21 protein-coding genes are annotated in these 23,625 nt (G+C 73.1%); 14 read left to right on the forward strand and 7 right to left on the reverse strand.

Annotated elements, in window-relative coordinates:
* Positions 1 to 64: 64 nt before the first annotated feature.
* The 4 genes from BMX74_RS15230 to BMX74_RS15245 all read right to left on the reverse strand — a co-directional run bounded on the left by BMX74_RS15230 (position 65) and on the right by BMX74_RS15245 (position 3,363).
* Positions 65 to 976, reverse strand: a complete 912-nt coding sequence (locus tag BMX74_RS15230) for an amino acid ABC transporter permease (protein WP_055503541.1) — start codon at positions 974 to 976, stop codon at positions 65 to 67.
* Positions 973 to 1,662 carry an amino acid ABC transporter permease gene (locus tag BMX74_RS15235; protein ID WP_055503540.1) on the reverse strand — a complete coding sequence of 230 codons (690 nt, stop codon included), beginning with the start codon at positions 1,660 to 1,662 and terminating at the stop codon, positions 973 to 975. Before BMX74_RS15235 ends, BMX74_RS15230 begins: the two co-directional genes overlap by 4 nt.
* A 73-nt stretch (positions 1,663 to 1,735) precedes the next feature.
* Positions 1,736 to 2,590: a glutamate ABC transporter substrate-binding protein gene (locus BMX74_RS15240; protein ID WP_055503539.1), complete on the reverse strand. Its 855-nt coding sequence runs from the start codon at positions 2,588 to 2,590 to the stop codon at positions 1,736 to 1,738.
* 17 nt (positions 2,591 to 2,607) lie between these two features.
* Positions 2,608 to 3,363 carry an amino acid ABC transporter ATP-binding protein gene (locus BMX74_RS15245; RefSeq protein ID WP_055504099.1) on the reverse strand — a complete coding sequence of 252 codons (756 nt, stop codon included), beginning with the start codon at positions 3,361 to 3,363 and terminating at the stop codon, positions 2,608 to 2,610.
* A 137-nt stretch (positions 3,364 to 3,500) separates the two neighbouring features.
* Here BMX74_RS15245 and miaB point away from each other — a divergent pair, with 137 nt between their 5' ends.
* The 4 genes from miaB (at position 3,501) to BMX74_RS15265 (ending at position 8,283) form a co-directional block, all read left to right on the forward strand.
* Positions 3,501 to 4,994, forward strand: a complete 1,494-nt coding sequence (miaB, locus tag BMX74_RS15250; protein ID WP_055503538.1) for a tRNA (N6-isopentenyl adenosine(37)-C2)-methylthiotransferase MiaB — start codon at positions 3,501 to 3,503, stop codon at positions 4,992 to 4,994.
* Positions 4,995 to 6,094: 1,100 nt separating this feature from the next.
* Positions 6,095 to 6,742 (forward strand): hypothetical protein, encoded by a 648-nt coding sequence (locus BMX74_RS15255; protein WP_091100941.1) that lies wholly within the window; start codon positions 6,095 to 6,097, stop codon positions 6,740 to 6,742.
* 102 nt (positions 6,743 to 6,844) lie between these two features.
* Complete coding sequence (locus BMX74_RS15260) at positions 6,845 to 7,591, forward strand: isocitrate lyase/PEP mutase family protein (protein ID WP_055503536.1); 747 nt, start codon at positions 6,845 to 6,847, stop codon at positions 7,589 to 7,591.
* A gap of 17 nt (positions 7,592 to 7,608) precedes the next feature.
* Positions 7,609 to 8,283, forward strand: a complete 675-nt coding sequence (locus tag BMX74_RS15265) for a class III extradiol ring-cleavage dioxygenase family protein (protein WP_091100944.1) — start codon at positions 7,609 to 7,611, stop codon at positions 8,281 to 8,283.
* Here the strand turns inward: BMX74_RS15265 and BMX74_RS15270 are convergent.
* Genes BMX74_RS15270 through BMX74_RS15280 form a run of 3 tightly spaced genes read right to left on the reverse strand, consistent with a single transcriptional unit; the run spans position 8,259 to position 10,199 of the window.
* Positions 8,259 to 9,173: a ribonuclease Z gene (locus BMX74_RS15270; protein ID WP_091100946.1), complete on the reverse strand. Its 915-nt coding sequence runs from the start codon at positions 9,171 to 9,173 to the stop codon at positions 8,259 to 8,261. The two genes, BMX74_RS15265 and BMX74_RS15270, sit on opposite strands and share 25 nt — an antisense overlap.
* A 58-nt stretch (positions 9,174 to 9,231) precedes the next feature.
* Positions 9,232 to 9,873: a nucleotidyl transferase AbiEii/AbiGii toxin family protein gene (locus BMX74_RS15275; protein ID WP_055503528.1), complete on the reverse strand. Its 642-nt coding sequence runs from the start codon at positions 9,871 to 9,873 to the stop codon at positions 9,232 to 9,234.
* 5 nt (positions 9,874 to 9,878) lie between these two features.
* Positions 9,879 to 10,199, reverse strand: coding sequence for a hypothetical protein (locus BMX74_RS15280; protein WP_055503527.1), 321 nt, complete (start codon positions 10,197 to 10,199; stop codon positions 9,879 to 9,881).
* A 150-nt stretch (positions 10,200 to 10,349) separates the two neighbouring features.
* Between BMX74_RS15280 and BMX74_RS15285 the strand changes: the two genes are divergently transcribed.
* From BMX74_RS15285 to BMX74_RS15330, 10 genes are all read left to right on the forward strand, one after another.
* Positions 10,350 to 10,877, forward strand: coding sequence for a methylated-DNA--[protein]-cysteine S-methyltransferase (locus tag BMX74_RS15285; protein ID WP_055503526.1), 528 nt, complete (start codon positions 10,350 to 10,352; stop codon positions 10,875 to 10,877).
* A 12-nt stretch (positions 10,878 to 10,889) separates the two neighbouring features.
* Positions 10,890 to 11,795: a tRNA (adenosine(37)-N6)-dimethylallyltransferase MiaA gene (miaA, locus tag BMX74_RS15290; RefSeq protein WP_091100948.1), complete on the forward strand. Its 906-nt coding sequence runs from the start codon at positions 10,890 to 10,892 to the stop codon at positions 11,793 to 11,795.
* 9 nt (positions 11,796 to 11,804) lie between these two features.
* Complete coding sequence (dapF, locus tag BMX74_RS15295) at positions 11,805 to 12,617, forward strand: diaminopimelate epimerase (RefSeq protein ID WP_091100951.1); 813 nt, start codon at positions 11,805 to 11,807, stop codon at positions 12,615 to 12,617.
* 50 nt (positions 12,618 to 12,667) lie between these two features.
* The gene (locus tag BMX74_RS15300; RefSeq protein ID WP_236714718.1) at positions 12,668 to 13,423 is read left to right on the forward strand and encodes an SCO6745 family protein; all 756 of its coding nucleotides are present in this window, start codon (positions 12,668 to 12,670) and stop codon (positions 13,421 to 13,423) included.
* Between the two features lie 19 nt (positions 13,424 to 13,442).
* On the forward strand, positions 13,443 to 15,719 hold the full coding sequence (locus BMX74_RS15305) for a hypothetical protein (RefSeq protein WP_055503523.1): 2,277 nt from the start codon (positions 13,443 to 13,445) through the stop codon (positions 15,717 to 15,719).
* A 1-nt stretch (position 15,720) separates the two neighbouring features.
* Complete coding sequence (locus BMX74_RS15310) at positions 15,721 to 16,479, forward strand: SDR family NAD(P)-dependent oxidoreductase (protein ID WP_091100954.1); 759 nt, start codon at positions 15,721 to 15,723, stop codon at positions 16,477 to 16,479.
* A gap of 102 nt (positions 16,480 to 16,581) precedes the next feature.
* Positions 16,582 to 18,987, forward strand: a complete 2,406-nt coding sequence (locus BMX74_RS15315; protein ID WP_091100955.1) for a GcvT family protein — start codon at positions 16,582 to 16,584, stop codon at positions 18,985 to 18,987.
* Positions 18,984 to 20,186 (forward strand): sarcosine oxidase subunit beta family protein, encoded by a 1,203-nt coding sequence (locus tag BMX74_RS15320; RefSeq protein ID WP_091100958.1) that lies wholly within the window; start codon positions 18,984 to 18,986, stop codon positions 20,184 to 20,186. The genes BMX74_RS15315 and BMX74_RS15320 overlap by 4 nt, the downstream gene beginning before the upstream one ends.
* Positions 20,186 to 20,434 (forward strand): sarcosine oxidase subunit delta, encoded by a 249-nt coding sequence (locus BMX74_RS15325; RefSeq protein ID WP_055503519.1) that lies wholly within the window; start codon positions 20,186 to 20,188, stop codon positions 20,432 to 20,434. Before BMX74_RS15320 ends, BMX74_RS15325 begins: the two co-directional genes overlap by 1 nt.
* The gene (locus tag BMX74_RS15330) at positions 20,431 to 23,613 is read left to right on the forward strand and encodes a 2Fe-2S iron-sulfur cluster-binding protein (protein ID WP_091100960.1); all 3,183 of its coding nucleotides are present in this window, start codon (positions 20,431 to 20,433) and stop codon (positions 23,611 to 23,613) included. The genes BMX74_RS15325 and BMX74_RS15330 overlap by 4 nt, the downstream gene beginning before the upstream one ends.
* Positions 23,614 to 23,625: the final 12 nt, after the last annotated feature.

The raw sequence follows: 23,625 nt of genomic DNA on the forward strand, positions 1-23,625 counted from the left end.
GCATCCTGCCGGAAGATCACCGGCGGCGCGCCCCGGTCAGCGGGAACGGGGCGCGCCCGCCGGGTCATTCCATCGTGGCGACGGCCTCCCTGCCGGGGCCGCCGCTCCTGCCTCCGCCCGTGCCGATCGCCGAGGGCGGCGTGACCGGGCCGGCGGCGGACTTGCGGCTGCGCCTGTTGCGGCGCTCCAGCCGGTGGGCCAGCCAGCCCAGCGCCAGGTTGATCGCCACGTAGATCAGCGCCAGCACGATGGCGCTCGGGATGAGGTTGCCGTAGTTCACGGCGAACTGCTTCAGACCGTTGTTCAGCAGGTCCTCGTACGCGATGATCCAGCCGAGCGCGGTGTCCTTGAGCAGGACCACCATCTGGCTGACGATGGCCGGCATCATCGCCGTCGTGGCCTGCGGCACCAGCACCAGCCGCATGACCTCCGACTTGCGCAGCCCGATCGCGTACGCGGCCTCGGACTGGCCCCTCGGGACGGCCAGGATGCCCGCCCTGACGATCTCCGCGAGCACCGAGCCGTTGTAGAGGGTCAGGCCGACGACGACCGCCCAGAACGCCGGCACGCTGACGGTGTAGCCGCTCAGCGTGGCCGGGCCCGCCTGCACGAAGAAGATCAGGATCAGCAGCGGGATGGCGCGGAAGAACTCCACGACTCCGCCGCAGAACACGCGGATCACGCGGTGGTCGCTCAGCCTGCCCAGGCCGAACAGCACGCCGAACGCCATCGCCAGCACCGCCGCCACCGCGGCCGCCTGCAGCGTGCTGATCAGGCCGGGGATGATGAAGCCCGTCCAGGTGTCGCCGCGCAGGAACGGCTCCCACTTGGCCGCGTCGAGCTGGCCCTTCTCGCCCAGCTTCGCAATCACCAGGTAGGCGATGAGCAGCAGGACGGCGGCCGAGAGCAGCGTCAGCACGTTGTTGCGCAGCCGCGTGCGCGGCCCTGGCAGGTCGAACAGGACGTTCGTGCTCATCGGGCCACCGCCATCCGCTTGGCCAGCCAGCCGAAGAAGAAGCCGGTCGGCAGGGTGAGCACCATGTACCCGAAGGCGAAGCCCAGGAAGATCGGGATGGTGCCGCCGTAGTCGTCGAACATCTGCTTCATCTGGGCGGCCGCCTCGATGTAGCTGCCCACGATCACGATCGTGGTGTTCTTGGTCAGCGCGATCAGGATGCTGCCGAGCGGCGAGATGACCGTGCGGAACGCCTGCGGCAGCACCACCAGCCGCAGCGACTGGGTGAACGTCAGCCCGATGGCCCTGGCCGCCTCGGCCTGCCCCACCGACACCGTGTTGATGCCGGAGCGCAGCGCCTCGCACACGAACGCCGCCGTGTACGCCGACAGGCCGGTCACGGCCCACCAGTAGTAGTTGGTGGACGGCTCGTCGGAGAAGGTCAGCTGCATGGCGTCGCTGAGGCCCAGCGCGCACAGGATCAGCACCAGCGTCAGCGGGGTGTTGCGCACCACGTTGACGTACGCGGCGCCGGCCCAGCGCAGCACCGGCGTGGGGGCCACGCGCATGGCCGCCAGGACGGTGCCCAGGACGAGCGCGAGCACCGCGCTCATGACGGTCAGCCGGATCGTCGCCCAGAACCCCGCGATGATCTTGTCAAAGTCCTGCACCAGCGGGGAGAAGTCGAACAAGGTGGAGGTGTCCATGACACTCCTCGTCAAGAGTGCCCGCCGGCGCGCCTGTACGGCTCACCGGCGGGCGGTCGGGCCTGGACGGGGATCAGGAGCAGCCCGCGGGCTGGGGCGCCGTGGTCTCCACCTTCAGCCCGGTGCCGGCGAAGTGCTTGTCCAGAAGCTTGGCGGCGGTGCCGTCCGACCACATCTGGGCGACGATCTTGTTGATCTCGTTGCAGCTCTCGATGTCGCCCTTCTTGATGCCGATGCCGTACTTCTCGTCCGTGAACGGCGCGCCCGCGACCTTCACCGAGTTGCCCTCGCGCTTGGCGAAGCCGGCCAGGATCGTGTCGTCGGTGGTGACGACGTCGACAGCGTTGGTCTTGAGCTTCTGGATGCACTCGTCGTAGCCGCCGGCGGGCACCAGGGTCACGTCGACCTTCTGGTTCATCTTGTTGGTGCCCTCGGCGATGTTCTTCCAGGAGTTCGAGCCGCTGACCTGGCAGACCTTCTTGCCCTTCAGCGTCTCCAGGCTGGTGATCGAGGTGTCGTCGGTCCGGATGAGGGAGTCCTGGTGCGCCAGGTAGTACGGGCCGGCGAAGGTGACCTGCGGCTTGCGCGCGTCGGTGATCGAGTAGGTGGCGATGACCAGGTCGACCTGGCCCTGCTTCAGGAAGCTCTCCCGGTTGGCGGACCGGGCCTCCTTGAACTCGATGCCGCTCTCCGGCACACCCAGCTTGCCCGCGATGTACTTGGCCACGTCGACGTCGAAGCCCTCGACCGTGCCGTCGGGCTTCTTCAGCCCCATGCCGGGCTGGTCGTACTTCACGCCGATGACGAGTTTCTTCTCGTCCTTCGCCTTCTGCAGCACGGACGTCGGGCCGCCGCCGCCACACGCGGCGAGGCCGGCGACCATGGCGCCGGCGGCGATGAGGGCAACACCAATACGGCGGATCTGCATCGTCTACCTCGGCTCTCTCAATGCGTCAGAATCTTAGAAAGGAAATCCTTGGCCCGGTCGGTCCGCGGGGCCCCGAAGAATTCGTCGGGGCTGTTCTCCTCGACCACCTGACCGTCCGCCATGAACACCACTCTGTTCGCCGCGCGGCGGGCGAATCCCATCTCGTGGGTGACGACCATCATGGTCATTCCCTCGCGAGCCAGGCTCACCATCACGTCCAGCACCTCCTGGACCATCTCCGGGTCCAGCGCCGACGTCGGCTCGTCGAACAGGATCATCTTCGGGTCCATGGCGAGGGCCCGCGCGATCGCGACGCGCTGCTGCTGGCCACCCGAGAGCTGTGCGGGGTACTTGTCCGCCTGCGCGGCGATGCCGACCCGTTCCAGCAGCTCCATGGCCCGCCGGTCCGCCTCCTCGCGCGACTTGCGACGCACCCGGATGGGTCCCAGGGTGACGTTCTCGCGGATGGTCTTGTGCGCGAACAGGTTGAACGACTGGAACACCATGCCGACGTCGGCGCGGAGCCGGGCCAGGCCTCTGCCCTCGTCGGGCAGGGGCTGCCCGTCGAAGACGATGCGTCCGCCGTCGATGGTCTCCAACCGGTTGACGGTCCGGCAGAGCGTGGATTTCCCCCCGCCCGAAGGGCCGATAACGACCAGGACTTCGCCACGGGAGACGGTCAGATTGATGTCCTTCAGGACGTGCAGTGCCCCGAAGTGCTTATTGACGTTCTCCAACTTGACAAGTGGAGTGGCGTCGCCGTTCTCCGTCATGGCGTAAACCGTAAAGGGCACGAGAGCGCTGGTCACTAACCAAGCGGTACCGATCCGGTCACAGCCCGCCGTCAAGCTGGCCAAACGGGTGTGAGGCGGCGGGCGCGACCCCAGCAGCGACTACCCTTGAACGTGCCATGACTGTGACCCAGGAGAGCGCCCGCACGTACGAAGTGCGCACATACGGGTGCCAGATGAACGTGCACGACTCCGAGCGGCTGTCCGGCCTGCTGGAGGAGGCCGGATACGTCCCCGCGCCCGAGGGCGAGACCGCTGACGTGGTCGTCTTCAACACCTGCGCCGTGCGGGAGAACGCCGACAACCGCCTGTACGGCAACCTCGGCCACCTGCGGCCGGCCAAGACGCGCAACCCGCGCATGCAGATCGCCGTAGGCGGCTGCCTCGCCCAGAAGGACCAGGGCGAGATCGTCCGCAAGGCGCCGTGGGTCGACGTGGTGTTCGGCACCCACAACATCGGCTCGCTGCCGGTGCTGCTCGAACGCGCCCGCGTCGCCGGCGAGGCGCAGGTCGAGCTGCAGGAGTCGCTGGAGGTCTTCCCCTCCACGCTGCCCACCAGGCGCGAGTCCGCGTACGCCGCCTGGGTGGCCGTCTCCGTGGGCTGCAACAACACCTGCACGTTCTGCATCGTCCCCTCGCTGCGCGGCAAGGAGAAGGACCGCAGGCCCGGCGACGTCCTCGCCGAGGTGCGCACCCTGGTCGAGCAGGGCGTCCTGGAGGTCACCCTGCTCGGGCAGAACGTCAACACCTACGGCGTCGAGTTCGGCGACCGGCTGGCGTTCGGCAAGCTGCTGCGCGCCTGCGGCACGATCGACGGGCTGGAGCGGGTCCGCTTCACCTCGCCCCACCCGGCCGCGTTCACCGACGACGTGATCGAGGCCATGGCCGAGACGCCCAACGTCATGCACCAGCTCCACATGCCGCTCCAGTCGGGCTCCGACCGGGTCCTGCGGGCCATGCGGCGGTCGTACCGCGCCGAGCGCTACCTCGGCATCATCGAGCGGGTGCGCGCCGCCATGCCCGACGCCGCCATCTCCACCGACATCATCGTCGGCTTCCCCGGCGAGACCGAGGAGGACTTCCAGGCCACCCTCGACGTCGTCCGCGAGAGCCGCTTCGCCAACGCCTTCACCTTCCAGTACTCCATCAGGCCCGGCACGCCCGCCGCCACGATGGAGCACCAGGTGCCGAAGGAGGTCGTGCAGGAGCGGTACGAGCGCCTCGTCGCCCTGCAGGAGGAGATCTCCTGGGACGAGAACAAGAAGCAGGTCGGCAGGACGCTGGAGGTGCTCGTCGCCGAGGGCGAGGGCCGCAAGGACGACGCCACCAGCCGCATGTCCGGGCGGGCGCCCGACAACCGGCTCGTCCACTTCGCCGTGGGCGACGAGACGCCGCGGCCCGGCGACATGGTGACGGTCGAGGTGACGTACGCGGCGCCGCACCACCTGGTGGCCGACGGGGCCGTACGCGCGCTGCGCCGCACCCGCGCGGGCGACGCGTGGGAGGCCAGGCAGGGCGGGCCCGCGAAGGGACCGGGCGTCCTGCTCGGCATGCCCACGGTCGGCCGCCCGGCCGCCACGCCGCCGCCGGCCTCGGCCTGCTCGGCCCACTGACGCGGTTCCTCGAAGGCCCGCCGGGGACAGTCGCGGCTGTCCCGGGCGGGCCTTCGTCGTCGGCGGACGTCAGCGGGTGAGGTCAGCGGCGGACGTCAGCGGGTGAGGTCAGCGGCGGAGGTCAGCGGGTGAGGCGGCGCATGACGCTGTAGCAGGCGCCTCTGCGGAAGTCGTGGAAGGTGGCGCACGGGTCGGGCGCGGGCCCGCGGTCCGCCGTCGTTGCCGCCCCCGGCCGGCGTTCGACTCCTGCGTGAGGTGCCTGACGGCCGGGCCCGCCGTGCGTCTCCGGGCGGGGCGGCCTGGGCGGCGTGCCCTGGCGGGGGTTCGGCGCCTGAGGGGCGATCCGGGCGCTTCCCGGCTGGGGCGGGGCCTCGGGGTTCCCGCCCGGTCCGGGCGCGTCGGGACGCCCGGCCGCGCCTGGCGGCACCGTGCCCCGCGCCTGCGGCGGGGTGCCCGGCCTGGCCTCCCGTCCGGGCCGTCCCGGGGGAGCCGCCGGCGACCCCGGCGGGAGCATCAGCGACGGCGCCGCGGGCGCCCCGACCGGCCCTGGCCCGGTGCGGTCGCCGCCCCGCCAGGCCAGGACGCCGCCCCCGCGCCCCGGTGATCCCGTGCCGTCCGGCGCCGGTGCCGAACCTGGCGATCCGCCCCCTCCAGGGCCCGTGCCGTCCTCGCCGCGCATCGGGTCGGCCGAGCCTTCCGCCGGCGGCGTACCGGACGGTCGCGACGTGGACGCGGCCGAGGGGGGTGGCGCGTGCGGTGTGTCGCCGCGCCGATCGGGAGGCCCTCCAGGTGATTCCGGAGAAAACGATCTAGCGAAAAGCGGCGTTTCCTGATCGGTTTTCCCCGCGGTTTGCGCCGTGGGTTTCTCCGAGTCAGCCGTCGCCAGGAATATGCCGACGGCGGCGGTGGCGAGGACGCCTAACGTCCCGGCGAGCGGCATCAGAGGGGAGCGACGACCTGGGCGAATGTGTCGATGGGGGGACAAGTCGTGATTCCTTTGTGATGGGTGCGCGAGCATTCTGCTGTTGCGGCTAGTGTGGTGCATCACCCGCGGAAGCCGGCGAGCTTTCCCCGATACGACCGCAGGGAGTCGCACCGCCATGCACGACCCGATCGACCCGATCGAGCCGGATCGCCAGGAGGTCCTGTCAGGGCCGGGAAACCTCGACGACGCCCCGAGGAGCGCGAGAGGCGCCCGGGGGTCGGGCGGCCCGAGGAACACGAGGCGCACCGCCGTCATCGTGGCCGCCGCGCTCGTCGGGCTGCTCGGGGCGGGCGGGGCCGGTTACCTGCTGGCGGGCCAGGAGTCCGGAGGAGGAGGCGGCGCCCCCACCCGGAGCTCGACCGCCGAGGCGGGCGATCCACGGGGCGGCACCGACGGCTCCACGGGGGCCGAAGCCGACGACCAGGCGACCGACGAGACAGGGACCGACGAGACCGGGACCGACGGGACCGGGACCGACGAGACCGCGGCCGACGAGACCGCGGCCGACGAGACGGCCGACGGCGGCGGCGACACGGCGGCCGATCCGGCGGCGGACTCCGGTGCCGACACCGCCGCGAACCCCGCCGCCGACGGCGGGACGGCCTCCGACCAGGGCACCGGCAGCGGCACGGGCACGGGCGCCTCCTCGCCCGGCGGCTCCGGCCGCCCCTCCGCCGAGCCGCCGGCCGTCCCCGACGCCGACAACCCCGCCGACGGCCCGGCAGGCGAGGTCGGCGGCCAGTGCGCGAAGAGCGGCTGCTGACCACCCCGCACGGCGCGTCAGCCGCGGCCGGGGGAAGTGGCATGCCGGTCGGCGGCGGCAGTGGACCTTCGGGAGGTGCCGGCGCCGCTCTAGGGTTCTCGCATGAGAGCTGACGACGGCGCGGCGGTGCTGCGCGCGCTGCACGTGCCCGGCCATCCCGTGGTCCTGCCGAACGTCTGGGACGCCGCCTCCGCGCGCGTGGTCGCCGACGCCGGGTTCCCCGCCGTCGCCACCGGCAGCGCCGCCGTCGCCGGCGCCCTGGGCCACCAGGACGGCGAGGCCATGCCGGTCGCCGAGATGCTCGCGGCCGTCGCCCGCGTGGCGGGCGCCGTGGCGGTGCCGGTCACGGCCGACGTCGAGCGCGGCTACGGGCTGAAGCCGTCCGAGCTGGTGGAGCGCCTGCTCGAAGCAGGGGCGGCCGGGTGCAACCTGGAGGACTCCGACCCGCGCACCGGCGAGCTGGTCGACCCGGGCGAGCAGGCCGACTTCCTGGCAGGGGTCCGGGCCGCCGCCGGCGACCGGCTGGTGGTCAACGCCCGGGTCGACACGTACCTGAAGGGCGGGACGTCGAGGGCGGCGGCGCTCGGCAGGGCGCGGCGCTACCTGGAGGCGGGCGCCGACTGCGTGTACCCGATCACCCTGCGGGCCGAGGACGAGATCCGGGCGCTGGTGGAGGAGCTGGGCGGCGCGCCGGTCAACATCCTGTACGTCCCCGGCGCCCCGCCGCTGCGCCGGCTGGCGGAGCTGGGCGTGGCGCGGATCAGCTTCGGATCCGGAGTGCACCGGGCGGCCATGGCCTACGTGGGGGACCTGGTCAGGGGGATCAGGGACGGGCGCGATCCGTACTGACCGCTACGCTTGCCGTCGTGCTTGTCGCCGCGGCCGTCTGCCCGCACACCCCGCTGATCGTCCGAGACCTGGACGAGCTCCGCTCGGCCGCCCGCGCCGCGGTCGCCGCGCTGCGTTCCGCCGCCCCCGACCTGCTGGTCGTGGTGGGCGGGGCGGAGGAGACGCGCAGGTACGCGGGGTCGGCGGCGGGCACGCTGCGTCCCTGGGGCCTCGACGTGACGGCCGGCGCGGGCGAGCCGGTGCTGCCGCTGTCGCTGACGATCGGCCGGTGGCTCCTCGACGCCGACCACCAGGACCACCAGGACGACCCTGACGGCCCCGGCGCCTTCCAGTCGGTCGCCTTCGACGCGGCCCCGGCCGACTGCCTCGCCCTGGGCGCCGCCCTGGCCGAGGAGGGCCGGGTGGGGCTGCTGGTGCTGGCCGACGGGTCGGCCTGCCTGGCGGCCGGAGCGCCGGGCAGGTACGACGACGCGGCGCGGCCGTACAACGACGCCATCGCCAGGGCGGTGGCCGAGGGCGACCCGCGGGCGCTGGCCGGGCTCGACGCGGCGGACGCCGATCGCCTGTGGGTGGGCGGCAGGGCCGCGCTCCAGGTGCTGGCGGGCGCGGCGGCGGGCCGCCGCTTCTCGGGCCGCCTGCTGGCCGAGTCGTCCCCGTACGGCGTGGGCTACTTCGCGGGCTCCTGGACCTGACGGCGGGGCACGGGCACGCGCATGAGGTCGCGGGCGAGCAGCACCTCGCCGTCGTAGCTGCGCCGCACCTCCGCCAGGAAGTCGGGCTCGCGGTCGTAGCCGTAGCGTTCCGAGAAGTGGGTGAGCACGAGGCGGCGCACCCGCGACTCGGCGGCGACCACGCCGGCCTGGTGGGCCGTGAGGTGGCCGTACTCCTCGGCGAGCGCGGCCTCGGCCGACAGGAACGTCGCCTCGATGACGAGCAGGTCGGCTCCGTCGGCGAGGCGGAAGACCGCGTCGCACAGCCGGGTGTCCATGACGAACGCCGCGCTCTGCCCCGGCCTGGGCGCGCTGACCTGGTCGAGCGTGACGCCCCGGACGGAGCCGGTGCGCTGCAGCTCCCCGATCTCGGGCCCGCGGATGCCGTGGGCGGCGAGCCTGTCGGGCAGCATGCGGCGGCCGTGCGGCTCCTGCAGCCGGTAGCCGTAGGACTCGACGGGGTGGGAGAGCCTGTGCGCGGTCAGCGGGCCGACGCCGGCCAGCTCGCCGGACACGGGATGCTCGTCGATGACGGCGGTGTCGGCGAAGACGGCGGCGTGCCTGAGCCTGCGCCAGTACACCTCGCCCGAGGCGGGGTAGACGGCGTTCACGGGGTGGGCGACCCTGTCGCGGGAGACGCGCTGGACGACTCCGGGCACGCCCAGGCAGTGGTCGCCGTGGAAGTGCGTCAGGCACAGCCAGTGGACGTCGCTCGCGCTCACCCCGGCGTGCAGCATCTGCCGCTGCGTGCCCTCACCCGGATCGAAAAGGAACCCTTGCCCGTCCCAGCGCAGAAGGTACCCGTTGTGGTTACGGTGTCGGGTGGGCACCGCGCTGGAGGTGCCGAGGACGACGAGTTCACGGTTTGACACGAGCGCGATGCTAGACGCCTGTTGCGGATATCGGCGGCTCTGAGCCCACGGACGGGCGTCAGGGACGCTCTGATTCCACAGACCGCTCCCACCGTCGGAAACGCCGGCGTAGCCCCGTGATGTCGTCGGACGTCAGGCCATGGTGAGCGAGTGCCTGATCGGGGATGCGGCTGAGCGCGGACAGAGCCGTGGCGAACATGGCCTTGTCGAAGCCGGGGTCGGCTTCGGCGGCGAGCCGGCTCAGATCGTCCATCGTGTATCTGCCACTGCGCAGCACAGCGTTGACGTCGACGAAGTCGCGGACCTCGGCTCGACTGTAGAGGGCGGCCACCTTGTTCGCGACCGCGTCGTCCTGGTGCAGAACGGGGCCGATCTCCAGTCGAACCGGTGGATGGGCGCGCCAGTCGACTCCCAGCTCGACCTTCACGGAGCGCCCGATGTCGTCGATGACCAGTAGGCGGGCGAAGCCCGGATTCTCCTGGGCGATCTCAGCTTTCATGCCCGCTTCCCGGTACGCCGCCACGGCCGCCCGCACGGCGAGGTCGAAGCCGCCTCCAGCCGATGTGAAGAGATCCACGTCCTCTGAACGCCGGGTGAGGAATCCATGGGCCTGTACGGCATAGCCGCCTGCGAGGGCGAAGCCGAAGCGCTCGGTGGCCAGCAAGCCGATCCTGGTGACCCGCTCGTGCAGGGGGTCCATGGTGGCTACGCGGCCCGTACCAGATGCCGGAACCGGGCCTCCCACGCCTGCCTCGCCTGGACGGGCAGGAAGAGGCGCGGCCAGATACGGACCAGGACCGCGGCGTTCAGGTAGGCGCGGAGGTCGTCGATGTACGCCGCCTCACGGATGACGCGCTCGTACATCAGGCCCAGCTGGGCGTCGTCGTCCAAGTCGTAGACCCGCTGCTCCGACCAGTCGAGATGGGTGGGCAGCTCGACCATGCCGGTGACAGGTCCTGCCAGCTCGTCGAGACGAACAGGAACGAGGTACGGCCGGCGGCTTGCGTATCGGGACCGAGAGCTCACACCTTCAGTCTGCCCATTCCGAGACGCTTCTGCAGCTCATCCCCGGCTCTCCGATCGGTCTCACTCGAAAGAAATTTCTAGCCGTTGTGGTTACGTTGTCGGGTGGGCACCGCGCTGGAGGTGCCGAGGACGACGAGTTCACGTGAGGACATGATGACCACGGTCGCGTTCGCCGAGGTGCCGACGCCGGTCGGCGCGTTCGTGCTGGCCGTTACGGAGACGGGGCTGGCGGCCTCCGGATGGGGGTCGCGCGAGCGGGGTTCGCTGGAGTGGCTGCGCGAGCGCCTCGGCCTGCCTGAGGTTCATGATTCGGATCGTACGGCCTCGGTCGTCGCCGAGCTGAACGCCTATTTCGCGGGGGAGCTGAGGGTGTTCGAGACCCCGGTGGACTGGCGGCTGATGTCGGGGTCGCGGCTGCGGGTGCTCCAGGCGCTGCACCGGGTGCCGTACGGCAGGGCCGTCACGTACGGGGAGCTGGCCAGGTTGAGCGGTTCGTCCGTCCCGGCCAGGGGCATCGGCTCGATCATGGGGTCGAACCCGATCCCGATCGTGGTGCCGTGCCACCGGGTGGTGGCGGGCAACGGCCTGGGCGGTTTCAGCGGCGGCGTCGGCGTGGAGACCAAGCGCTGGCTGCTCACGCACGAGGGGTACCTGCAACCGACGCTGCTCGACCTCTAGCACACTGGTCACGTGCGTCAGCAGTCAGTCATCGCCGTCGTGGGCCCCACGGCCGCAGGAAAGTCCGACCTCGCCGTGGACATCGCGCTCCGTCTCGGGGGCGAGTGCGTCAACGCCGACTCCATGCAGCTCTACCGCGGCATGGACATCGGCACGGCGAAGCTCACCCAGGCCGAGCGCAGGGGTGTGCCCCACCATCTCCTGGACGTCTGGGACGTCACGGTCACCGCCAGCGTCGCCGAGTACCAGCGGCTGGCCAGGTCGCTGTTCGACGTCATCGAGGTGCCGGTGCTCGTGGGCGGCAGCGGCCTGTACGTGCGGGCGGCGCTCGACGAGCTGGAGTTCCCCGGCACCGACCCGGAGATCAGGGCGCGGCTGGAGTCGGAGCTGGCCGAGCGCGGCACGGCCCCGCTGTACGAGCGGCTGCGCGTCCTCGACCCGGCCGCGGCGGCGGCCATCCTGCCGAGCAACGGCCGGCGCATCGTGCGCGCGCTGGAGGTGATCGAGCACACGGGCCGCCCGTTCTCGGCCACCATGCCGTCGTACGAGGCGGTCTACCCGAGCGTGCAGATCGGCCTGGACGTGCCGAGGCCCGAGCTGGACGAGCGCATCGCGCTGAGGGTGGCGCGCATGTGGGAGGCCGGGCTGGTGGCGGAGGTGCGCGAGCTGCTGGGGCACGGCCTGGCGGAGGGCCGCACGGCGGGCCGGGCGCTCGGCTACGCCCAGGTCATCCGCTTCCTGCAGGGGGAGTGGACCGAGGAGCAGGCGTTCGAGGAGACGATCAGGGCCACGCGCCGCTTCGCCAGGCGGCAGGAGTCGTGGTTCCGCCGCGACCCGCGGGTGTGCTGGCTGCCGTACGACGCCCCTGACCTGCTGGAACGCGCCCTGGAGCGGGTCGCGGGGCCGGGTTGCGGGTAAAATCCGACAATGCGTTTCCTCAAGGGGCACGGCACGGAGAACGACTTCGTGATCCTGCCTGATGCCGACGGTGAGCTCGACCTGTCCGCCTCCCTCGTCGCCAGGATCTGTGACCGGCGGGCCGGCATCGGCGCCGACGGCGTGCTGCGCGTGGTCAGGAGCGAGCACGTCGCGGAGGTCGCGGAGCAGGCGGCCGAGGCCGAGTGGTTCATGGACTACCGCAACGCCGACGGCAGCGTGGCCGAGATGTGCGGCAACGGCGTGCGCGTGTTCGCCCGCTACCTGGTGGAGGCGGGGCTGGCCAAGCCCGACGAGTTCGCCGTGGCGACCAGGGGCGGCCTGAAGCGGCTGCGGGTCGAGCCGGACGGCGACATCACCGTGGACATGGGCAGGCCGCGGGTCCTGGGCGAGAGCGTGGCGTCGGTCGGCGGGCACGAGTACCCCGGCCTGCGCGTCGACATGGGCAACCCGCACCTGGCGTGCGCGATCGGCGACCCTGTCGTCCAGCTCGACCTGACCCGCCAGCCCGCGTTCGACCCGGGCGTCTACCCGCAGGGCGTCAACATCGAGCTGTTCAACGCGGTGGGCCCGAGGCGCGCCCTCATGCGCGTCTTCGAGCGGGGCTCGGGCGAGACCCGTTCGTGCGGCACGGGCGCGGTGGCCACGGCGGTCGCCGCCGCCCACCTGACGGGCGAGACCACGGGCACCTGGACGGTGGAGGTGCCTGGGGGCACGCTGACGGTGGTGCTGGACGCGGACACCAGCTACCTGTCCGGCCCGGCGGTGCTGGTGGCCAGCGGCGATCTCCTGCTTGCAGAATGATGTTCTCCTGAGGGATCGTGGGTCCACTTCCTGAAGCGAGAGGGGTGGACATGGCTGACCCGCGCAGCACCGCCGTGCAGGTGAAGGCTCCCATCGGCCAGTACGGCGGCGGGTTCATGGTCTCCAGGGAGGCCAAGGCCCTGTGCGAGGAGCACGGGCTGGGCGCCCGCGAGCTGTACTTCCGCGGGCGCTGCGGCGTGCTCGGCGAGTGCGAGGCGGACGTCGTCACGTCGGTGGCGGTGTTCTTCCCTCCCGCCCACGTCGAGGAGAGCTGGAACGGCGGGCGCAAGCTGCCCGTCGAGCGCGCGGTCGAGCTGTACGCCGGGGCCTGCCACGCGTGGGGACGGCGCAGGCTCGGCGGCCAGGACGGCTGCGCCAGGATCGCCGAGCTGCTGGAGAAGGTCGTCGCGCACGCGCAGGTGTTCGGCGCGCCGCTGTTCGCCGGCTGGCGCGCGGTTCCGCTGCCCTCCGACCCGGCGGCCCGCGCCACCCAACTCATGCATGTCGTACGCGAGCTGCGCGGAGGGCTGCACGCGAACGCGGTGCTCGCGGCGGGCCTGCACCCGCTGGAGGCCGTGCTCGCCGCCGAGCACGACGGCACCCCGTTCGGCCACGCCACCGGGGAGCAGATCGCGCGGTTCTTCACCTGGCCGGGCCCGTACGCGGAGCCCAGCGCCGAGACGGTGGCGCGGCGCGCGGAGGTCGAGGAGACGACCGACGACCTCATGGCCCAGCCCTTCTCCGCCCTCACCGACAGCGAATCGGACGAGCTGATCCGGCTTCTGCGTTTTGGCCACGCCCATTGACCTGGCAGACTGACTGCCCATGGACGTGGACATCTGGGCCTGGGTCGGCGAAACCCAGCAGCAGCTTTCCGAGGCGGGCAACGTGGGCCTCGCCATGGCGCTGGGAGACCTTCCCGCGCAGGCGTACGAGGGCCGGTATCCCCAGCTCGACGTCATGGCCCCGGCCATCGCGCAGCAGGCCGAGGCGCTGGAGCTGCCCTGGCTCGAGTTCTACGCCCGCTACTGGCACCTGGTCGGCAGGATCGGCGACAGGGCCCAGGGCGCGGTCGCGATCGACGACGCGCAGCAGCTCCTGGCGTTCGCCGAGCGCGAAGACGTGCGTGACTGCCCGTCCACGCCGGCCGCGGTCGAGGCGCTCGCCGTCGCGTGGGCCAACACCGACGGCCCCGGCTACGCCGCCCAGCGCCTCGAACTGCTCGGCCGCCACCTCGACGGCCTGAGCCCGGAGCGGCCGGCCTTCGTCGGCCTGGTCACCCAGTACGTCTCCGCGCTGACCGACGCGGGCAGGGCCGACGAGGCCGTCGCCTACGCCGAGTCGGCGGTGGAGCGGCTGCGCATCGCCGGGCACGAGGCGAGCTGGGATCTCGGCGCCGAGAGCGCCCGCGCGCTGCTCGCCGCGGGCCGCGCCGAGGACGCGCTGGACGCGCTCCAGGCCGCCTCCGGCCTCAAGGCCGACGACCCGGTCGCCAAGGAGCACCGCGACGGCGTGCGCAGGGCGCTGATCCTGGCCTCGCTCGGCCGCATGAGCGAGTCGGTCGACGCGCTGCCCGACCTCGACGTCGTCGGCGACCACCCGCGCGTCTTCGTCGAGTGGTCGCGTGCCGTGAGCCTGCTGGCCCCGTCCGGGAAGATCACCAACACCTGGCAGCTCGGCCGCGTGCTGCGCCAGTGGATCGACTACTTCGGCATGATGGGCGGCTACCGCGCCCGGGTCGAGCTGGCCCTGGTCGCGGGCGACCTGGCCGTCGGCAGGCAGGGCGTGTGGCAGGCGCGGCTGCTCGCCGACCTCGCCGAGTCCGGCGCCGCCGAGCTGCGCGAGACCGAGGGCCTGGCGGAGCGGGTCGCCGCGCTGCGGGCCGCCGCCGACGCCACCTCCGAGCCCGAGGCACCCGGCCCCGTGGCCGAGCGCGTCGCCTACTTCGACGCCGCCGACGGCTTCAACGCCGACCCCGAGAAGTGGGTGGGCTGGCTGGCCCCGCTGTCCGGCGAGGACCTGGAGGCCACCCGCCGCCACACCACCACGCTGGGCTTCCTCGGCTACCCGGCCGCCGGCGCCGACATCTACTGGAAGCTGCTCGTCGACGGCGGCGGCATCGCGAGCGCCGACGCCGACGACGTGGCGTACCTGACGACCCTGCTGGTGGAGGCGCGCCAGGACGAGCGGCTGGAGCAGATGGCGGCCATGCTGCCGCACGCGCTGCAGCACCTCACGCTGGCCCGGCTGCACAGCGCGCGCGAGCGCTGGGCCGAGACCGTCGAGGCGGCCGAGCACGCGGTCGCGGCGGGCGCCGGCATCGAGGCCCGCCGCCTGCTGGCCGGCGCGGCCCAGCAGCTCGACCAGAACGCCAGGGCGGCCCAGGTGCTGGCCGAGGTCATGGACGAGCTGACCGAGGAGGACGTCTGGCGCATGGTCGTCATGGCGACCTCGGCCGAGGACTGGGACACCGTCCGCAAGGGCGCGGCCAAGATCGGCATGCCGATCAAGTCCACCGAGGGCCCGATCGAGGAGGAGATGGGCCTCATCCGGGTCATCCTCCCGGGGCCCGACGGCGGCCAGCGGCAGGTGCTGTCGATCCGCACCGGCCCGGCCACGGCCAGGCTCGCGCTGCCGCAGCCGCGCGGCATGGAGTACAACGCCGGCGACCTCGTGGTCTTCGACCCGCAGCTCCTGGAGCCCGTGCCCGAGGACCCGAAGGAGCAGCAGAACTTCGTGCCGCCGTTCGCGGCCGTGCGCGTCCTGCGCCCCGGCGGCTACACCAGCTACTTCTTCGACGGCGCCGCGCCGAGCGAGGAGGACTGGGCGGAGTTCACCGAGGTCATGGCCGAGCGCGGCTGGCCGATGTGGGTCTACAGCGACGAGAACTACACGGTCACCCACCCCACCTCCGGCGAGCGGCTGCCCGGCGTCTACGGCTGGGTCGCGGTGCCGCCGAGCGTCTCGCCCTCCGAGGTCGACGCCCTGCTCGACGACGCCACCGAGCGCTGGGTCCACCCGCTGGCCTGGCTCGACCTGGCCCGCGAGATCGACGTCGAGGTCGAGCGGCACGAGCGCATCGTCAAGGAATACGGGCTCTGACGTGCTGGAGCGCTTCAGCCTCGACGGCAAGGTCGCGATCGTCACGGGCGCGTCGTCGGGGCTGGGCGTGGCCTTCGCCGTCGGGCTCGCCGAGGCGGGCGCCGACGTCGTGATCGGCGCCCGGCGCGCCGATCGCCTGGAGGAGACGCGGCGGCTGGTCGAGGAGACCGGCCGCCGGTGCGTGGCCGTGCGCGCCGACGTGGCGCTGCCCGACGACTGCGAGGCGCTCGTCTCGGCGGCGGTGCTGGAGTTCGGCCACGTCGACGTCCTCGTCAACAACGCGGGCCTGGGCACGGCGGTGCCGGCGCTGCGCGAGAGCCCTGAGGAGTTCCGCCGGGTCGTCGACGTGAACCTCAACGGCACGTACTGGATGGCGCAGGCGTGCGCCCGGGTGATGCGGCCGGGGTCGTCGATCGTCAACATCGGCAGCGTGCTGGGCGAGACCACGGCCGGGCTGCCGCAGGCGGCGTACACGGCGTCCAAGGCGGCGGTGGCGGGGCTCACCCGCGACCTGGCCCAGCAGTGGACGGGCCGGCGCGGCATCCGCGTGAACTGCCTCGAACCCGGCTTCTTCGCCTCGGAGATGACGGAGCAGTACCCTGACGGCTACCTCGAGCGGATGATCGAGTCCCGCGTGCCGATGCGGCGGGCGGGCGACCCGGCCGAGCTGGTGGCCGCGGCGGTCTTCCTGGCGAGCGACGCCTCCTCGTACGTCACCGGGGTGACGCTGCCGGTCGACGGCGGCATCCTCATCACCTGACCCCTCCCCGTCCGGACCGGCTCTTGTCCGTTGATCCCTCGCGCTCTATGTTCGTTGCGTAGTCCGGTTTCTGTTGCGTATGAGGGAACAACCGGAGGGCGCATGGCGGGTCGGCCGCGTTTGGTGATCGTGGGAGCGGGGATCGTCGGCTGCGCCCTGGCCGACGAGTTCACGGAGCGCGGCTGGACCGACGTCACCGTCGTCGAGCAGGGCCCGCTGTTCGCCGCGGGCGGGTCGAGCTCCCACGCGCCCGGGCTCGTCTTCCAGACCAACCCGTCGAAGACGATGACGGAGTTCGCCGCGTACACGGTACGCAAGTACGGCGCGCTGACGCTGCGCGGCGAGCCCTGCTTCCGCCAGGTGGGCGGCCTGGAGGTCGCCACCACCCCGGAACGCTGGGCCGACCTGCACCGCAAGCACGGCTGGGCCGAGTCGTGGGGCGTCGAGGCGCGGCTCGTGGACGCGGGCCGCTGCGCCGAGCTGTGGCCGCTGCTCGACAAGAGCAAGGTGCTCGGCGGGTTCCACGTTCCCGGCGACGGGCTGGCGCGGGCCGTGGCGTGCGGCGAGGCGCAGGCGCTGCGGGCGGGCGAGCGGGGCGCCCGGTTCCTCGCGGGCCACCGCGTGGTGGGCGTGGAGCAGCGCGGCGGCCGGGTCACCGGGGTCGCGGCGGAGGCGGCCGACGGCCACCGGGTGATCCCCGCCGACGTGGTGGTGTGCGCGGCGGGCTTCTGGGGCCCGGCATTGGGGGAGCTGGCCGGGCTGGCCGTGCCGCTGCTGCCGCTCGCCCACCAGTACGCGAGGTCCGGCCCGCTGCCGCCGCAGCCGCGGGGCCCGATCCTGCGGCACCAGGACCGCGACCTGTACGCCCGGCAGCACGGCGACCGCGTCGGCATCGGCTCGTACGCGCACCGCCCCATGCCGGTCGCCCAGCACGAGATCGGGCCGAAGAGCACGGTCATGCCGTCGGTGCAGGAGTTCACGCCCGAGGACTTCGAGCCGGCCTGGCGGGACGCGGCCGAGCTCATGCCCGCGCTCGGCGACTCGGCGTACGAGGACGGCATCAACGGGATCTTCTCCTTCACCCCCGACGGGTTCCCGCTCATCGGGGAGGCGCCGCACCTCGACGGCTTCTGGCTGGCGGAGGCCGTCTGGGTGACGCACTCCGCGGGCGTGGCGCGGGCGGTGGCGGAGCTGCTGGTGACCGGCCGGTCGGCTGCGGACCTGCACGAGTGCGACCTGGCGAGGTTCGAGGCGGCGCAGCTCTCGCCCGCCTACGTCGAGGAGCGCGGCCGGCAGAACTTCGTCGAGGTCTACGACGTGGTGCACCCGTTGCAGCCGATGGAGTCGCCGCGCCCCCTGCGCACCAGCCCGTTCTACGCCAGGCAGCAGGAGCTGGGCGCCCGCTTCCTGGAGGCGGCGGGGTGGGAGCGGCCGCAGTGGTTCGAGGCGAACGCGTCCCTGCTGGAGGGGCTGGCGGAGCCGGAGGTGGGCGCGGCGGCGAGGGACGCGTGGGCCGCCCGGTACTGGTCGCCGGTCGCCGCCGCGGAGGCCCGCGCCACCCGGGAGGGCGTCGCCCTGTACGACATGACGCCGCTCAAGCGCATCGAGGTGCGCGGCCCGGGCGCGGCGGCGTTCCTCCAGCGCATGACGACGAACGACGTCGACAGGAAGCCGGGCTCGGTCGCGTACACGCTGCTGCTGGACGACGGGGGCGGCATCCGGTCGGACCTGACGGTCGCGCGGCTGGACGACGACAGGTTCCAGGTCGGCGCGAACGGCAACCTCGACCTGGACTGGCTGGTCAGGCACGCGCCGGGCGGGGTCCAGGTGCGCGACGTCACCCCCGGTACCTGCTGCGTGGGCGTGTGGGGGCCGCGGGCGAGGGAACTGCTCCAGCCGCTGACCGACATGGACCTCTCGCACCGGAACTTCCGCTACTTCTCCTGCAGGTCCGGCCACGTGGGGCACGTCCCGGTGCTGGCGCTGCGCCTGTCGTACGTCGGAGAGCTGGGCTGGGAGCTCTACACCAGCGCCGACCTCGGCCTGAGGCTGTGGGACACGCTGTGGGCCACCGGCCTGCCGGTCGCGGCGGGGCGCGCCGCGTTCAACAGCCTGCGCCTCGAGAAGGGGTACCGCCTCTGGGGCGTGGACATGACGACCGAGCACACCCCGCAGGAGGCCGGGCTCGGGTTCGCCGTCAGGGAGGACAAGGACTTCGTCGGCCGCGACGCCCTGCCCTCGGAGGTCAGGCGCAGGCTGGTGCCGCTGCTCAGCGCCGAGGTGGTGATGGGCAGGGAGCCGGTGCGCCACGCCGGCCGCCCCGTCGGGTACGTCACCAGCGCCGCGTACGGCCACACGATCGGCAGGCCCGTCGCGTACGCGTGGCTGCCCGCCGAGCTGGCCGCGCCGGGCACCGAGGTCGAGATCGCCTACTTCGGTCGCGGCGTGCCCGCCGTGGTCGCCGCCGAGCCGCTGTTCGACCCCGAGATGGAGAAGATCCGCCGGTGACCCACCCCGACGTCCTCTGGCGCGACCCCGACCCCAAGCCCGCCTACGACGTCGTCGTCGTGGGCGGCGGCGGCCACGGCCTGGCCACCGCCTACTACCTGGCGAGGAACCACGGCATCACGAACGTCGCGGTGCTGGAGAAGGGCTGGCTGGCCGGTGGCAACATGGCACGCAACACCACGATCATCCGCTCCAACTACCTGTGGGACGAGAGCGCCGCGATCTACGAGCACTCGCTGAAGCTCTGGGAGGGGCTGAGCGAGGAACTGGACTACGACCTGCAGTTCAGCCAGCGGGGCGTGCTCAACCTGGCGCACACCCTGGCCGACGTGCGCGAGGGGCGGCGCAGGGTCAACGCCAACCTGCTGAACGGCGTGGACGCGGAGTGGCTCGACGCCGACGAGGTCAGGAAGTTCTGCCCGGTCGTGAACGTCTCGGACCGGGCCAGGTACCCGGTGCTCGGCGCCACCCTCCAGCGGCGCGGCGGCATCGCCAAGCACGACCACGTCGCCTGGGCGCTGGCCAGGAAGGCCGACGCGTACGGCGTGGACCTCGTGCAGGGCTGCGAGGTCACCGGGTTCGAGATCAGCGGGAACCGGGTGACGGGCGTGCGCACGACCAGGGGCCGCATCGCGGCGGGCACGGTGGCGCTGGCGGCGGCCGGGCACACGTCGGTGCTGGCCGGGCTGGCCGGGTTCAGGCTGCCGCTGCAGTCGCACCCCCTCCAGGCGCTGGTGTCGGAGCTGCTGGAGCCGGTGCTCGACTGCGTCGTGATGTCCAACGCGGTGCACGTCTACGTGAGCCAGGCGCACAAGGGCGAACTGGTCATGGGGGCGGGGATCGACGCGTACAACTCGTACGGGCAGCGCGGCGGCGTCCATGTGATCGAGGCGCAGATGGCGGCGGCGCTGGAGCTGTTCCCCCTCTTCGCCCGCGTGCGGGTGCTCCGCACCTGGGCGGGCGTCGTGGACGTCTCGCCCGACGCCTCGCCGGTCATCGGCCGCACCCCGGTGGACGGTCTGCTGATCAACGCGGGCTGGGGCACCGGCGGGTTCAAGGCGACGCCGGGCAGCGGCTGGGTGTACGCGCACACGATCGCCGAGGGCCGTCCGCATCCGCTGGCCGAGCCGTTCGCGCTGGAGAGGTTCACGACGGGCGCGCTCATCGACGAGCACGGCGCGGCGGCGGTGGCGCACTGATGCTGCTCATCGACTGCCCGCACTGCGGCCCGCGCGACGAGAACGAGTTCCACTACGGCGGCCAGGCCGGGGTCTCCTACCCGGAGCGGCCCTGGGAGCTGAGCGACGAGGAGTGGGCCGCGTACGTGTTCATGCGCGACAACCCGAAGGGCTGGTTCCGCGAGCGCTGGTTCCACGGGGTCGGCTGCCGGGGCTGGTTCGTGGTGGAGCGGCACACGGTGACGCACGAGATCAGGCAGGTGCCATGACGCCGTCGCGAGGGGTGCCGTTCAGGTTCGACGGGCGGCGGCTGGAGGGCCTGCCGGGCGACACGCTGGCCGCGGCGCTGCTGCGCAACGGCGTGCGGGTGGTGGGCCGCAGCGTGACGCTGGGCCGCCCGCGCGGCGTCTTCTCGGCCGGTCCTGAGGAGCCGAACGCGCTGGTCAGGGTGGGCGCCGACCCCATGGTGGCGGCCACCTGCGTGGAGTTGCGCGAGGGGATGGAGGCGTGGAGCCTGCGCGGCAGGGGACGGCTCGACGCCGCCGCGGACCGCGACGACGACCGGCGCCACGACAAGGGCTACCTGCACTGCGACGTGCTGGTGGTGGGCGCGGGCCCGGCCGGGCTGGCCGCCGCGCGTGCCGCAGGGGAGCGCGGCGCGCGGGTGATCCTCCTCGACGACCGGCCCAGGCCGGGCGGCGACCTGCTGGACAGCCGCGTCCTCCTGGCCGGGGCGCCCGCGCTGAGCTGGGTGGACGTCGTCCGGCCCGAGGCCAGGGTGCTGAGCGGGACCACCGCGGCCGGCTGCTACGACCACGGCTACGTCGTCGCGGTCGAGCGGCGGGCGCGCGGCGAGCGGCTGTGGCACATCCGCGCCCGCCGGGTGGTGCTGGCGACCGGCGCGCACGAGCGCTCGCCCGCCTTCCCCGGCAACGACCGGCCGGGCGTGATGCTGGCTTCGGCCGCCCGCGCGTACGTCAACAGGTACGGCGTCGCGCCCGGACGCCGCGCGGTCGTGTTCGCCTGCGCGGACTCCGGCTACGAGGCGGCCCGCGACCTGCTGGCGGGCGGCGTGGAGGTCGCCGCGGTGGTCGACCCGCGTCCCGAGGGGCTGGACCTGCCCGTCGAGGTGCTGGCGGGCTCGGCCGTCACCGGGACGAGCGCCGACGCCGACGGCCTGCTGACCGGCGTGTGGATCGGCGACCGGCACGTCGAGGCCGACCTGCTGGCCGTCGCCGGGGGCTGGAACCCGGCCGTGCACCTGTTCGGCCAGGCGGGCGGCAGGCTGCGCTTCGACGGGGACCTGCAGGCGTTCGTGCCCGGCGAGCCGGTGGGTGTGGTGGACGTGGCGGGGGCCTGCCGGGGCGTGTACGGCACCGCCGCCTGCGTCGCCGACGGGCACGCCGCCGGGGCCAGGGCCGCCGCGCTCGCGCTCGGCCGCCCGGTGCGCGGGACGGACGGGTGGGAGCCGCCCGCGTCCGGCGAGCCGCCGCTCCGGCCGCCCGCAGCGCTCTGGCTGGTCGAGGGGCGGACGGACGAGCCGTCCTTCGTGGACCTGCACAGGGACGTCACCGTCGCCGACGTCGTCAGGGCGACGGGCACGGGCATGCGCTCGGTCGAGCACGTCAAGCGCCACACCACCGCGGGAACCGGCGCCGACCAGGGCAAGACGTCGGGGGCGACCGTCGTCGGCGTCATGGCCGCGCTGCTCGGGGCGGAGCCCGGCGCGGTCGGCACGACCACGTTCAGGCCGCCGTACACGCCGGTCGCGTTCGCCGTGTTCGCCGGGCGCGACAGGGGCGCCCTGTCCGACCCGGTGCGCACGACCGCGCCGCACGCCTCCCACGTCGCGCGGGGCGCGGTGTTCGAGGACGTCGGCCAGTGGAAGCGGCCCCGCTTCTTCCCGCTGGCGGGCGAGAGCATGGACGACGCCGTGCTGCGCGAGTGCCGCGCGGCCCGCACCGCGGTGGCCGCCATGGACGCCTCGACCCTCGGCAAGATCGACATCAGGGGCGCGGACGCGGGCGCGTTGCTCGACCGGATCTACACCAACACGTACTCCACGCTGGCCGTCGGCGCGTGCCGGTACGGGGTGATGTGCCGGGCAGACGGCATGGTGTTCGACGACGGCACCACGACCAGGCTGGCCGAGGACCACTTCCTCATGACGACGACCACCGGCAACGCCGCCGCCGTGCTCGACTGGCTGGAGGAGTGGCGGCAGACCGAGTGGCCGTGGATGGACGTCGCGTTCACCTCCGTGACCGACCACTGGGCGACGGTCGCGGTGGTGGGGCCGAAGGCACGCGAGGTGGTGGCCGCCGTCGCCCCGGGGGCCGAGGAGCTCGCCTTCATGCGGTACGCCCCCGCCGACGTCCTCGGCGTGCCGGGCCGGGTGTTCAGGATCAGCTTCTCGGGCGAGCTGGCGTACGAGGTGAACGTGCCCTGGCGGTACGGCAGGGCGCTGTGGGAGGCGGTTCTGGAGCTGGGCGCGGTGCCGTACGGGACGGAGGCCATGCACGTGCTGCGGGCCGAGAAGGGCTTCCCGATCGTCGGGCAGGAGACCGACGGCACCGTCACCCCGCAGGACCTCGGCATGGCGTGGATCGTCTCCCCGGGCAAGCGGGACTTCGTCGGCAGGCGCTCGCACGCCCGGCCCGACACCGCGCGCGAGGGGCGCGAGCGGCTCGTCGGCCTGCTCCCCGACGACCCGCTCACGGTGGTGAAGGAGGGGGCGCAGCTGGTCGCGGGAGGGCCGCCGTCACTCGGCCACGTCACCTCCAGCTACCGCAGCGCCACGCTGGGACGCTCCTTCGCCCTGGCCATGGCGAGGGACGTGCGGCCCGGCGACCGGCTCACGGCCTTCTCCGGCGGTGCGGCCCACCCGGTGACCGTCGTCGCCCCCGTCTTCTACGACCCGGACAACGCCCGTCGCGACGGCGAGCCTCTGGCCGCCCCGGTGGCGCCGCTCGCCCGCCGCGCCGCCGCCGAGAGCCCGGCCGCCGCGTACGCGGACCGGTTCGCCGCGGCCTCGTCGGACGCCGTGACGGTGCGTGAGGCGCCGTACGAGCCGGCCTGGGAGGTGCGCGGGGCGGACCCCGGCGTGGGGCTACGGCTCGGCCCGTCCTGGTGGCTGGTGCGCGGGGAGTCGGCGGCTCCGTCCGGCCCGCGCGGGGAGTCCGCGGGGTCGCCCGGCCCGCGCTGGGTGGACGTGTCGGGTCAGCGCACCGCCTTCGACCTGTCGGGGCCTTCGGCGCTCGACGTGCTGGTGACCGGCTGCCCGATCGACCTGCATCCCGAGGTGTTCGCGGGCCACGCGCAGACGCTGCTCGCCAAGGCCCCGGTCATCCTGGAGCGGCGCGGAGCGGAGGCGTACCGGATCCACGTCCGCTCGTCATTCGCCGGATATCTCGCGGAATGGTTGCTCGACGCAATTTTGGGGTTGTAAGGCCATTCCGGG

It is taken from the genome of Nonomuraea pusilla, from assembly GCF_900109355.1.
Taxonomy (GTDB): domain Bacteria; phylum Actinomycetota; class Actinomycetes; order Streptosporangiales; family Streptosporangiaceae; genus Nonomuraea; species Nonomuraea pusilla.